9 protein-coding genes are annotated in these 12790 nt (G+C 72.4%); 4 read left to right on the forward strand and 5 right to left on the reverse strand.

The annotated features are described in order from the left end of the window. Positions 1-9 precede the first annotated feature (9 nt). The 3 genes from FHT38_RS21960 to FHT38_RS21970 all read left to right on the forward strand — a co-directional run bounded on the left by FHT38_RS21960 (position 10) and on the right by FHT38_RS21970 (position 3818). Positions 10-1284 carry a septal ring lytic transglycosylase RlpA family protein gene (locus FHT38_RS21960; RefSeq protein ID WP_183493216.1) on the forward strand — a complete coding sequence of 425 codons (1275 nt, stop codon included), beginning with the start codon at positions 10-12 and terminating at the stop codon, positions 1282-1284. Positions 1285-1459: 175 nt separating this feature from the next. After that, a complete protein-coding gene (locus tag FHT38_RS21965) occupies positions 1460-2614 on the forward strand; it encodes a diguanylate cyclase (protein WP_183493217.1) in 1155 nt (384 codons plus the stop codon). 25 nt (positions 2615-2639) lie between these two features. Beyond that, positions 2640-3818 carry a diguanylate cyclase gene (locus FHT38_RS21970; RefSeq protein ID WP_183493218.1) on the forward strand — a complete coding sequence of 393 codons (1179 nt, stop codon included), beginning with the start codon at positions 2640-2642 and terminating at the stop codon, positions 3816-3818. Between the two features lie 33 nt (positions 3819-3851). Here the strand turns inward: FHT38_RS21970 and FHT38_RS21975 are convergent, their stop codons facing one another. The 3 genes from FHT38_RS21975 to FHT38_RS21985 all read right to left on the reverse strand — a co-directional run bounded on the left by FHT38_RS21975 (position 3852) and on the right by FHT38_RS21985 (position 9683). After that, positions 3852-6122: a TonB-dependent siderophore receptor gene (locus FHT38_RS21975; protein ID WP_183493219.1), complete on the reverse strand. Its 2271-nt coding sequence runs from the start codon at positions 6120-6122 to the stop codon at positions 3852-3854. A 268-nt stretch (positions 6123-6390) separates the two neighbouring features. Then, complete coding sequence (locus FHT38_RS21980) at positions 6391-8046, reverse strand: GGDEF domain-containing protein (RefSeq protein WP_183493220.1); 1656 nt, start codon at positions 8044-8046, stop codon at positions 6391-6393. Between the two features lie 101 nt (positions 8047-8147). Next, positions 8148-9683, reverse strand: coding sequence for a CoA-acylating methylmalonate-semialdehyde dehydrogenase (locus tag FHT38_RS21985; protein ID WP_183493221.1), 1536 nt, complete (start codon positions 9681-9683; stop codon positions 8148-8150). A gap of 100 nt (positions 9684-9783) precedes the next feature. On the opposite strand from FHT38_RS21985, the gene FHT38_RS21990 reads away from it, so the two are divergent. Further along, entirely contained in the window at positions 9784-10746 is a 963-nt protein-coding gene (locus tag FHT38_RS21990; RefSeq protein WP_183493222.1) for a LysR family transcriptional regulator, read from the forward strand. A 4-nt stretch (positions 10747-10750) separates the two neighbouring features. On the opposite strand, the gene FHT38_RS21995 is transcribed toward FHT38_RS21990, so the two are convergent. Beyond that, positions 10751-11914, reverse strand: coding sequence for an MFS transporter (locus FHT38_RS21995; RefSeq protein ID WP_183493223.1), 1164 nt, complete (start codon positions 11912-11914; stop codon positions 10751-10753). Beyond that, positions 11911-12690, reverse strand: a complete 780-nt coding sequence (locus tag FHT38_RS22000) for a DeoR/GlpR family DNA-binding transcription regulator (protein ID WP_183493224.1) — start codon at positions 12688-12690, stop codon at positions 11911-11913. Before FHT38_RS22000 ends, FHT38_RS21995 begins: the two co-directional genes overlap by 4 nt. Positions 12691-12790 lie beyond the last annotated feature (100 nt).

A 12790-nucleotide genomic window follows, 5' to 3' on the forward strand; every position in this document is an offset into this window, starting at 1 on the left:
GTTGCGGCCATGTTTGAAGCCCGCCCCGCCGGCCAGCGCCTGGCCGTCCTGACGTGTGCCCTGATCCTGGCCGCCTGCGCCAGCCGCGGTCCCACCCCCAGCCGCCCCGCCCCGGGCGGCCCCAAGCCCTCCTCCTGGCCCGACCGCGACGGCCCCGACGCCGTCGTCCCGCCCGACCTGCAGAAGGTGCCCGACGCGGTGCCGCGGCTGGAATCCATCCGCAAGGGCGGCCCCAACAAGCCCTACGAGGTGCTGGGCGAGCGCTACGAGCCGATCGCCGACGACAAGCCGCTGGTCCAGAAGGGCCTGGCGTCCTGGTACGGCCGCAAGTTCCACGGCCGGCCGACGTCCAGCGGCGAGATCTACAACATGTACGCGATGACCGCCGCCCACGCGACCATCCCGATCCCGAGCTACGCGCGCGTGCGCAACCCCAAGAATGGCCGCGAGGTCATCGTCCGCATCAATGACCGCGGACCGTTCCACAAGGGCCGGATCATCGACCTGAGCTACACCGCCGCGCTCAAGCTGGGCGTGCTGAACGGCGTGGCGCCGGTCGAGATCGAGCGCATCACCTACGAGGACATCCGCACCGGCGCCTGGACCCGCGACCGCGACACGCTGTCGCCCGATCCCAAGGTCGCGCCCGACACGCCGGTCTATGCCGCCGCGACGCCCAGCGGCGCGCCCGATCCGACGACGACCGCGCAGCTGCGTCCGCCGGCCGCGCCGGTGACCGTGCCGGCGCAGGTGCCGCTGCCGGTGCCGGTGGTTCCGGCGGTGGCGCGCGCCGACAAGCCGGGAACGTCGACCGGCGCGGCGACGGGCACGGGCACGGGCACGGCAACGGGCACGACGCCGTCCGCCAATCCGGACGCCAGGCCGGATGCCAGCCTGACGCCGATCCCCATCACCGCGCTGCCGCCCGGCAGCGACCTGCCGCCGTCCGGCCAGTCCAAGGCCGAGGCCATGGCGGTCGCCACCGCCGGCGCCATCGCCGCGGCCGATCCGCAGGCGCCGGTACCCGCGCTCAAGATCGCCGCGGCGGCGCAGGGCTTCTGGCTGCAGTTCGGCGCCTTCTCGCGGCTCGAAGGCGCGGAGCAGCTGCGCGAGCAGTTCACCCGCGGCATGGAGGAGATCGCACCGATGCTGACGATCTTCAAGGACCGCAACCTGCACCGCCTGCAGGCCGGCCCCTTCGCGAGCCGCGAGGACGCGCGCGCCGCCGCCGACCGGGTGCGCACCGCGATGTCGCTGACGCCGGTGCTGGTCGAGCGCCGCTGAGCGCCGCGGAACACCGGCGAGCGCCCGTCGGTCACCCTGACCGGGCGCGGCCCGCACGCCGATTGCCCCGTTCCACGCGGGGCGCCGTGGGGCGCTTCGTCCCTGGGAGAGGAAGCCGGGGCCGGTGACGACGGCGCGATGGTGCGCCGCGCATCGCCCTGCGAAGATGACCCGCATGCCGCCGCTCGACGCCGCCACGCTGCTGATGGTCATCGCCGTCATCGATACCGTCGCGTGCATCGTCTGGCTCGCGCTGGGCGAGGTGCTGCGCATCGCGCCGCGCGCGGCGCGTCGGCTCTCCGCCTATCACGGCGTGTGCGCGCTGGCCTGGTGGCCCGCCTTGCCGGCCGCGATGGAGCGCCTGGTCGCGCTGCCGCTGGACGTGATCGCGGCGGGACTGCTCGCCGCCGGCGTGCGCGGGCTGATGCGGGTGCGCTACGGGGCCCCGGACATCCTCGCGATCGTGGTGCTGGGCCTGGTGGCGACCGCCCTCACCGCGGGCGATCCGGACCTGGCCTCGGCGCGTGCCGTCTCCAACATCGCTGGCGGCGTGCTCGCGCTGATGGCCGCCTGGGACGTCGCCCTCGGCGCCGGCTTCCGCGCCGGCTTGACCGCCATCGTCGTGACGCCCTACCTCGTGCTGGCCGGCGGCTGCCTCTGGCGCGCGGGCGGGCTGCTGGGCTGGACGTCGGCCGGACTGGGCCTCACCGGGCTGGGCGCCAACGCGCCGCTGGCGATGCTGCGGCTGGTCGTCGACCTGACCATCGCCACCGGCCTGATCGCGCTGGTGATGCAGCGCCTGATCGCGCGCGTGCGCCACCTGACGCGGCGCGACGCCTTGACCGGCCTGCTGAACCGGCGCGCGATCGAGGACCATCTCGCGCGCCTGCAGGCGCTGACCGAGCGCGGCTGCGCCAACGCGGTGATGGTGCTGGACGTGGACCACTTCAAGCGCATCAACGACGAACTGGGGCATGCCGGCGGCGACGCCGCGCTGCAGCACCTGGCCGCCGTCCTGGGCGCGACGCTGCGCGACACCGACTGCTTCGGCCGGCTCGGCGGCGAGGAGTTCGCCGTGCTGCTGCCCGACACCGAGCTCGACGGCGCGATGCTGGTCGCGGAGCGCCTGCGCGAGCTGCTGCAGAAACACCCGCTGGCCTGGGGCGACAAGCTCTGGCCGATCAGCGCGAGCTTCGGCGTCGCCACCATGCGCGCCGGCGACACCCATGGCCAGGGTGCGCTGTCGCGGGCCGACGCGGCGATGTATGCCGCGAAGGCGCGTGGCCGCAACCGCGTCCTGCGCGCCGCCGGCGAAGCGGAGTTCGCGTGAGTCCCCCGACGATGGAGCCCGCCTGATGCTGCCCGCCGCCGATCCGGTCTCGCTGATCGCCGCACTGGTGGTGCTGTTCGGCATCGCCGCGGTGGTCTGGCTGATGATCGCCGCCGGCCTGCGCGAATCGCCCGGCGCCTGTGCCTGCCTGTCGGGCGCCAACGCGGCGCTGGGCGCTTCGTTCCTGCTCCACGAGGCGCTCGGGCTGGTGTCGCCGCAGCATTACTGGTGGTCGGACCTGCTGTCGCTGATCGCCTTCGCGCTGATCCGGCTGGCGGTGCCGGTGGTGGGCGAGCGGCCCGCGCCCTGGCGCTCGGTCGGCGGCGCGACGATCGCCGTGGGCATCGTCGTCGCGCGCTTCACCGGCGGGCCGGACACGCTCGGGCACAAGCTGCTGATCTACGGCGCGATGGCGGCGCTGGCGATGCTGGCGGCGGTCGATGCCTGGCGCCTGCTGCGCGCGCGCGGCCTGGCTCCGCGCGCGGCGCTGGCGCTGGCCGCGCCGCTGATGGCGGTCGGCCTGCTGCTGCTGGCGCGGCCGGTGGAGGCGCTGCTCGCGCCGGGCCGCACCGCGGACATCGATGTCGCTTCCGACTTCAACATCGCCTGGTTGTGGGCGTCGCTGGTGCTGGCGCTGCTGATCAACGGCTGGATCGCCTTCCTGCTGCTGATGAAGCTGGTGCTGGAGATCCGCCGCCTCACCGAGCGCGACCCGCTGACCGACGCGCTGAATCGGCGCGCGCTGTCCGAGGCGGTCGATGCCGAGCACTCGCGCCAGATGCGCGGCCACGGCTACGCGCTGGTGCTGCTGGACATGGACCGCTTCAAGCAGCTCAACGACACGCTGGGGCATGCGGCCGGCGACGCGGCCTTGAAGGCACTGGTGCGGGTGCTGCGGCCCTGCCTGCGCGAGGTCGACCGCCTCGCGCGCCTGGGCGGCGAGGAGTTCTGCGTGCTGCTGCCCCACACCGGCATCGCGGGCGCCGCGCTGGTGGCGGAGCGCATGCGCGCGCTGCTGGCCGGACACGCCTTCGCCTGGGAAGGGCAGGCCTGGACGTTGACGGCCAGCTTCGGCATCGCGGAGTCCTCGGCCGCCGACGTCAGCGCCGCCGAGGTCCTGCGGCGCGCCGACCAGGCGCTCTACCGCGCCAAGGCGCAGGGCCGCAACGTCGTACAGGCGGTGGAGCTGGAACCGGCGCGTTGAGCAGTGCGCTGAGCGGCGCGATCGCGACCCGCGTCAGAAGCGGCCGCGCACGCTCAGCATCACGCTGCGCGGATCGCCGTAGTTGGGATAGTCCAGGTTGGTCCAGTAGGTCTTGTCGAGCGCATTGCGGATCGACAGGCCCAGGCTGAAGCGCTCGTTGAGCTGGTAGGTCGCATGCAGGTTCAGCAGCGCATAGGCGCCCTGGGTGACGGTGGTCGTGCCCAGGGTCGGATGCGCGATGCCGTAGCCGGTGACGGTGCTCTGGTAGTTCACGCCGCCGCCGACGCTCAGCCGCTCCCAGGCGCCGCCGAAGCGGTAGCTGGTGCTCAGCTGCAGCGTGTGGCGCGGCAGGTTCGCGTAGATCAGGTCCAGCGCGTGGCGGGTGATGCGCGTGTTGGCGTAACCGGCGCTCAGCGTCCAGCCCGGCGCGATCTGGCCGGCGACGTCGACTTCGAAGCCCCGCGTGCGGGTGCCGTTCACGCCGACGTAGGCGGAGCTGCCGTCCGGCAGCGAGCCCTCCGGCACCGCGACGTCGCGCACCGCGTAGTTGTCCTGCTTGGCCTCGAAGACCGCGGCCGACATCGCCAGGCGCTTGTCGAGAAACTCGCCCTTGATGCCGAACTCGGTGTTGCTGCCGCGGATCGGCGAGAGCAGGTTGTCGTTGCGGTCCTTGTAGTTCTGCGGCTTGAACAGATCGGTGTAGCTCGCATAGAGCGACAGCGCATCGCTCAGGTCGTAGACGATGCCCACATACGGCGAGACCTCGTTGCTGACCTTGTAGGCGCCGGTCGTGCCGGTGTAGGTGCCCGCCGTGTTGAAGGCGTCGGTGGCGGTCTTCCAGTAGCTCAGCCGCGCGCCCGTCACCAGCGACAGCGGCTCCAGCAGCTTCCATCGGCCCATCGCGAAGAGGCCGCTCTGCTCAGTCTCGGCGACGCGCTTGGCGCCGGTGGCGCTGAAGGTCGGCGCCGGCGCGCTGCCATCCCAGCTGCGGATGTCGGGGATGGCGTAGCTCCAGGCGGCCACCGAGGTGAGCGTGGGCGTGACGGTCGTGGTCTTCACGCCGTTGGCGCCGATCACCAGGTCATGCTTGCGGCCGAACAGCGACAGCGTGCCCGCGGCGTAGACGTCCAGGCTGTCGCGGCGCTCCCAGCTCTTGCCGACGGCCGCCAGCAGCTTCAGCCCGGCGCCGGTGACCGGGTCCGGATAACCGCTGGCGTAGGTGGCCAGCCGGAAGGTGTCGCCTTCGCTGTGGTTGGCGATGGCCTTGAGCGTCCAGTCGTCGCCGAGCTTCTGCTCCAGCTGCGCGTAGAAGGTGCCGTTCTGGCGCGACCAGCGGGTCCAGGACGGCGAGAAGCTCGTCTCGCGCGGCAGGCCCGCGAGCGAGCCGTCCGAGGCAAAGCGCGGGATCGTGCCCCAGATCGGGCCCTGCGGCACGTTGTTCTGGTCCTGGTAGCCGAGCGTGACGGTGGTGCTGGCGCCCAGGTCGGCCTCGACGGTGGCCATGAAGGCCGTCTTGGTCTCGCTGTGGCGCTGGCGGAAGCCGTCGCGCTCCTGCGCCGCCGCGATGAAGCGCGCGCGCAGGCGGCCGTCCTGGGTCAGCGGCGTGTTGACGTCGGCCTCGATGCGGTGGAAGTCGTCGGTGCCCATCACCAGGCCGCCGTAGGCGGAGAAGGCCTTCTCGGGCCGCTTGCGGATCATGTTGACGGTCGCGGACGGGACGCCCGCGCCGGTGGTCAGCCCGTTGGCGCCGCGCACGACATCGATGCGCGAGTAGAAGACGGTGTCGAACTCCTGCTGCGTGTTGCCGCTGTAGGTGGGGATGCCGTCGATCTGGAAATCGGTGATCTGGAATCCACGCGCGAAGTACAGCGGGCGCTGCGTGTCGTAGAAGGACACGTTCACGCCGGTGATGTTCTGCATCACGTCGTTGATGCTGATCAGCGTCTCGTTCTCGAGCCGGCTCGCGTCGATGCTGCTCATCGACTGCGGCGTCTCGCGCGCGCTCAGCGGCAGGCGCGTGCTGGCGCCCTCGAGCTTCTTGCGCGCGGCGCTGATGGTCACGCGGTCCAGCGCGTTGCGGCGACCGGCGCGCGGGCCGTCTTCGGCCGCGGATGAGGACGACGGCTCCGCCGCGTCGGAGGCGGCCGCGACGGCGGCGTCCGCGGAGACGGTGGACCCGGCGGGTTCAGTCGCCGGCGCGTCGGCGGCGCGGACGGCCCGGGGGTGGGACTCGGCCAGTGCCAGGCCGGTGGACATCAGCAGCGCGACGGCGGCCGCGATGGGGGACAGGGAAGAACGCGACATGGGAAAGAGCAGCAGCAGGCGGGCGCAAGCCCGCACACCGGCGCGCACGGGCGCACCGGCCCCGAAGGGAGGTGGAGGGGATGGGCTTGCGGGTCCGGCTCCGGCATCGCGCGGGGCGCGCGACCAAGGTCGCGGGGCGCGGTGGAGCGTGGGAATCAGGCTGGCGCGAGGCTCAACCGCGCCGGTTTACCGGCCAGATGAGAACTCTTCTCATTGTAGAAACAGGCGCGGAGGCGCCACAGGCAAAGCCTGTCCCTGTGTGCGGTCTTCAGGCCAGCGCGACGCGGTTGCGACCCAGGTGCTTGGCCCGCTCGACCGCGGCGTTGGCGCGCGCGATCAGCAGGTCGGTCGCATAGGGCGGCGCGTTCGCCAGGCCCATGCTGAGGGTCACGTCCAGGCCCGCCGCGAGCTGGTGCCAGGGATGCACCGACACGCTGGCGCGGATGCGCTCGCAGACCTCGAAGGCGCGGTCCGCCACGGTGTCGGGGAAGACCACCAGGAACTCCTCGCCGCTCCAGCGCAGCAGCAGGTCGGAGCCGCGCGTGTTCTCGCGCAGCAGCTGCGCCAGTTCCTGCAGCACGCGGTCGCCGGTCTCGTGGCCATGCCGCTCGTTGATGTTGCGCAGGCCGTCGGCGTCGATCAGCGCGACCGTCAGCGGCCGCGCTTCCTGCTCCGCCGCGCGGAGCAGCGGCGGCATGCGGGCCTCCAGGCACCGGCGGTTGCCCAGCCCGGTGAGCGGATCATTGAACTCGGCCGTGTCGCGCGTGTCGCCGCTCGTCGCGCCGCTGGCGAATTCCGCTTCCATCCGCGAGACGAAGTACTGCGACTGCGCCATCAGCTGCCCGACCGCGCGACGGCGCTCCAGCGTGCGCGCCTGCTCCAGGTGGAACAGCGATGGCCCCAGCAGCGCCAGCGCCCGGGCCGCGCGGTAGCTGGCGTGATGCAGACGCAGGCTCAGGAACAGCGGCACCTGCGAAGGCGCGGCGGGCGCGGTCGCCGCGGCGTGCGGATCGGCACCGGCGTTCGCGCCGAGCGCCACCGTCTCCTCATGCAGCGCCTGCAGCTGCTGCCACGCGGCGCTGGACTGGCCGCGCGCCAGTTGCAGCTCGGCCAGCATGCAGCGCAGGCGCCAGTCGAGCAGGCGGAAGCCGGCGCGCTGGCTGTCGTCGCGGGCCTCGGTCAGCAGCGGCTCGGCTTCGTCGAGGCGGCCCATCAGCAGCAGCACCTCGCCGAAGTTGGAGGCGGTCAGCGCGATGCCGTAGCGGTCGCCGAGTTGCAGCGAATGCGGACGCGCCTCGCGGGCGAGTTCCAGCGCGCGCTCGAGCGTGCGCGGCGCCTGCTCGGGCGCGGCGCCGTCGCGCTGCAGGTGGTACGCGCCGAGCGCGACGGTGCACAGGTTGGTCAGCGTGACCACGCGCTCGTAGGGCGTGGGGTTGGTGCGCAGCAGGCCGGCCGCCTCGCTCATCAGGCGCTCGGCCTGCCACGGGTCGCCCATGCGCTCGAAGCAGGCGCCCAGGCCGTTCAGCGCGACGGCGTGCAGCCGCAGGTCGCCCAGCTCGCCGGCGAGCTTGAGCGCCTCATGCGCGCAGGCCAGGCCTTGCTCGTAGGCGCCGAGCTCGCAGGCGGCCAGGCTCATCCAGCGCAGCAGTTCGCAGGCGGCGGGACTGGCGCCGAGCGGCCGCATCAGTCGCAACGCGCGCTCGCCGACGTCCAGCATGCCCGGCAGGTCGCCCATGCGCAGGCGGAAGAAGCCGCGCAGCTTGCCGGCTTCGGCCTGCTCGTTGATGAAGCCTTCGGCATCGGCGCGATGCCAGACGGCATCGGCCAGCGCGAGGCCGTCGTCCAGGCGCGCCTGCTGCTGCGCCAGACGGGCGCGCGCGAGCAGCTCGCTCAGCGGCACGCCGTCGAGGGCTGCCGGGGACATCGGATCGGAGGAGGGATCGCCGCTCGGAAACATCCGGCAAGCGTAGCTGATCGGGCGGCGCGCTCACCACCGGCCCAGCGGCGATGGCAGTCCCGACCCGTCTACTTGCTGGTGGGCATCACGAACTCGGCGCCCTTGGCGATGCTCGCCGGCCAGCGCTGCATGACGCTCTTCTGCTTCGTATAGAAGCGCACGCCCTCCTCGCCATAGGCATGCATGTCGCCGAAGAGGCTCTTCTTCCACCCGCCGAAGCCATGCCAGGCCATCGGCACCGGGATCGGCACATTGATGCCGACCATGCCGACCTGCACGCGACGCGCGAACTCGCGCGCCACGTTGCCATCGCTGGTGAAGCAGGCGACGCCGTTGCCGAATTCATGCCCGTTGACCAGCTCCAGCGCCTCGCCGAAGTCCTTCACCCGCACGCAGGCCAGCACCGGGCCGAAGATCTCCTCCTTGTAGAGGCGCATCGACGGCCGCACGTGGTCGAACAGCGTGCCGCCGGTGAAGAAGCCGTCCGGCAGGCCCTCCACCTGATGGCCGCGGCCGTCGACGACCAGCGTCGCCCCTTCCGCGACCCCGTGGGCGATCGCGCCCTCGATGCGGTCGCGCGCCTCGCGCGTGACGATCGGTCCCATCTCGGCATCCAGCGACATGCCGTTCTTGATCTTGAGCGCCTTCGCCCGCTCCGCCAGCTTGGGCACGATGCGGTCCGCGACGTCGCCGACCAGCACCGCCACCGAGATCGCCATGCAGCGCTCGCCCGCCGAGCCGTAGGCGGCGCCGATCAGCGCGTCGACGGCCTGGTCGATGTCGGCGTCGGGCATGACGACCATGTGGTTCTTCGCGCCGCCCAGCGCCTGCACACGCTTGCCGTGGCGGGCGCCGGTCTCGTAGATGTACTGCGCGATCGGCGTGGAGCCGACGAAGCTGAGCGCGCGCACGTCGGGGTGGTGCAGCAGCGCGTCGACGACCTGCTTGTCGCCCTGCACGACCTGGAAGATGCCGTCCGGCAGGCCGGCCTGCTGGAACAGCTCGGCGATGGCCAGGCTGGGCGAGGGGTCGCGCTCGCTGGGCTTGAGGATGAAGGCGTTGCCGGTGGCGACGGCGATCGGCGCCATCCACATCGGGACCATGAAGGGGAAGTTGAAGGGCGTGATGCCCGCGACCACGCCCAGCGGCTGGCGGGTGGTCCAGTTGTCGATGCCGGTGGAGACCTGCTCGGTGAAGTCGCCCTTGAGCAGCTGCGGCACGCCGCAGGCGAACTCGACGACGTCGATGCCGCGCGAGACCTCGCCCTGGGCGTCGGTGAAGACCTTGCCGTGCTCGGCGGTGATCATCGCGGCGAGGCGGTCGCGGTGCTGGTTCAGCAGCTCGAGGAACTTGAACATCACCCGCGCCCGGCGCAGCGGCGGCGCGTCGGCCCAGGCTGGGAAGGCGGCCTGCGCCGCGGCGACGGCGGCATCGACGTCCGCCGCGCTGCCCAGCTGCAGCTGCCGCGCCACCTGGCCGGTCGCCGGGTTGAAGACCGCCTGGCTGCGTCCCGAACTCGCCGGGCGGCGCTCGCCGGCGATGAAGTGGGTGATATCGGCGTTGTCGGTGAATGCGACGGGGGCGACGGGGGCGCTCTGGCTCATGGCGGTCTCCTGCTTCTTGGGGGATCGCCATGAGTCTAGGCAGCGCGCCCTGCCCCGCCTAGGCCAGATCGCCGATCACATTGTTCGATAGACTGAACAAATGGCCCCGCGCTCCCCTGCCCCCTCCCCCGTCCGCGCCGAAGTCCGGGACGAACTCCTGTGGTCGCAGCTGCAGGCGCTGATCGCGGTCGCGCGGCTGGGCAGCTTCACGAAGGCGGCGCAGCGGCTCAACCTGTCCAAGGCGGCGGTGAGCCAGCGGATCGCCGACCTGGAACGCCACCTGGACCAGCAGCTGGTGCAGCGCACGACGCGCTCGGTGCGGCTGAGCGAAGCGGGCTCGCGCCTGGTCGAGCAGACCGAGCCCGGCCTGGCCCTGCTCAGCCGCAGCCTGGGCGAGGCCCGCGAGTCCGCCGGCGCGCCGCGCGGCCTGCTGCGCGTGACCGCGCCGGTGGCGCTCGGGCGGCAGCATGTGGCGCCCGCGCTGCCGGCCTTCTTCGAGCGGTATCCGGAACTGCGCATCGAGCTCGACCTGTCCGACCGCCTGGTGCCGCTGGCGCAGGAGGGCTTCGACCTGGCGATCCGGCACACCAGCGCGCCGCCGGACACCCATGTCGCCTTCAAGCTCTGCCCGTCGCGGGCGCTGCTGACGGCCAGCCCGGCCTACCTCGCGCGCGCGGGCCGGCCTCAACATCCGGCGGAACTGGCGCAGCACCACTGCCTGCCCTACCTGCGGCCGGGGCCGGCGCAATGGTTCTTCGAGCGCGCCGCCAGCGCGCCGGCGCCCGAGCGCCTGCGCGTGCCGGTGCAAGGCCTCTTCCGCGCGAGCAACAGCGAGGTGCTGCGCGACGCGGCGCTGTCGGGGCTGGGCATCGCGCTGCTGCCGGACTTCAGCGCCCGCGACGCGATGCGCGACGGCCGTCTCGTCGAGGTGCTGCCGGACTGGCGCGCCGTGGGCTTTTTCGGCGACGCGATCTACGCCATCCATCCGTGGAGCAGCCACACGCCGCAGGGCGTACGGCTGCTGGTGGACCACCTCAAGGGCGTGATGGGCGGCGGCTACTGAGGGCTCAGCGCGTGACCTTCACCGCGCTCAAGGGCACCAGCGCGAGCAGCGCGGCCAGCAGCCAGAACGCGGTCGACAGTCCGACGCCCGCAGCAAGGAAGCCGATCAACGCCGGCCCGAGCAGCACGCCCGCATAACCCGCGGTCGTCACCGCCGAGACGGCGAATGCAGCGGGCATCACCGCCTGCTGGCCGGCGCGCCGGAACAGCACCGGCACGAGGTTGGACGCGCCCAGGCCGATCAGCACGAAGCCCGCGAAGGCCACCGCGCGGACCGGCGCGAGCAGCAGGGCCGCCACGCCCAGCACCGCGACCACGCCGCCCACCACCAGCGTCCGGCGATCGCCCAGGCGCGCGACCACCGCGTCCCCGGTGAGCCGGCCCGCGGTCATCGCGATCGAGAACAGCATGAAGCCGATGCCGCCTTGCGCCGGCGCGACCAGCTTCGCCTCGATCAGCAGCAGCGCGCTCCAGTCCAGCACCGCGCCTTCCGCGAGGAAGGTCACCGCGGCGAGCAGCGCCATCAACCACACGAGGCCGCGCGGCATCACGAACAGCGGCCCGCTGGACGAGCGCGCCGTCTCCAGCACATAGGGCCAGGCGACCACGACCGCCAGCGCCATCAGCGCGGCGCCCAGCAGCGTCGCGTGCAGCGGCTCGAAGTCCATCGACAGCAGCAGCGTCATGAAGGCCGCGCCGATGAAGCCGCCCACGCTGTAGAGCCCATGGAATCCGGACATCAGCGGCTTGCCCGCCGCGCGCTCGACCTCCAGCGCGTTGATGTTCATCGCGACGTCGAGCGATCCCAGGCATGCGCCGAAAGCCGCCAGCGCCAGGCCCAGAGTCCAGGGCGAGCCCGCGAAGGCCAGCAAGGGCAGCAGCGCCGCCATGCCGAAGCCGCTGCAGACCATCACCAAGCGCGTGCCGAAGCGCGTGCTCAGCATGCCGGCGGCGACCATCGCCACGACCGAGCCCAAGCCCAGGCACAGCAGCAGCACGCCGAGCGCGCCTTCATCGACGCCCAGCCGCTGCCGCGCGAAAGGCACCAGCGGCGCCCAGCAGGCGACGCCGAAGCCCGCCACCAGGAAGGCCAGGCGCACGGCGAGGCGATGCTCGGGTTTCTCGACCACGGGCTCGGCGCCCGTGAGGCTCTGCGGCGCGGCGCTCATGCCGCGGTCTCCACGGCGATCACGTCGACCCCGGCTTCGCGCAGGCCGCGCACCACGCCGGCATCGAGGTCCTGCTCGATCACCGCCGTCTTGAGCATCGCGAAGTCGGCGATGTGATGCGGAGCGGAAGCACGTGCCTTGTCGCTGGTCAGCAGCGCCACGACCTGGCGGCTGTTCTGGATCAGCGTGCGCTTGAACGCCGCCTCGCTGAACTGCGTCGTCATGACGCCGTCCGCCACCGACAGCGAGCAGACGCCGACGAAGCACCGGTCGATGCGCATCCGGGACAGCGCATCGACCGCGGCCGCGTCCACGCAGCCGCCCAGGTGGCGGTCGACCTCGCCGCCCAGCATCAGCAGCCGCAGGTCCTGCCGGCGCAGCACGGCCGCCGCCACGTCGACCGCGTTGGTGGCGATGGTCAGCCCGGCGTCCTCGGGCAGGAACTCGACCAGCGCGAGGTTGGTGCTGCCGGTGTCGATGAAGACCAGTTCATCCGGCCGGACTGTGGCCGCGCCCGCCCGCGCGAGCGCCGACTTGCGCCCCGGCGCCTCACGCAGCCGCGCCGCCAGCGGACGGTCGCTGTCCTGCACCGGCACCGCGCCGCCATAGACGCGGCGGCACAGGCCATCGGCCGCCAGCGCGCGCAGGTCGCGGCGGATCGCGTCCTCGGAGAGCTTGAATTCGGTGGCGAGGTCCGCCGCCACGACGGACTGGCCCGCCGAGAGGCGCTCGGCGATGAGCTGTCGGCGGGCTTGGGGAAGGTCGGGTTGCGTCATGTCGCGCCTCGGTTGAAGCGCCGGAGTATGCATGATCAATCCCGTTCTTGCACGTTTATGCATGGTTTGTCAGCCGCTGCTCGCACGGCAGCCGGCGGCC

Source organism: Mitsuaria sp. BK041 (genome assembly GCF_014193085.1).
Taxonomy (GTDB): Bacteria; Pseudomonadota; Gammaproteobacteria; order Burkholderiales; family Burkholderiaceae_C; genus Roseateles.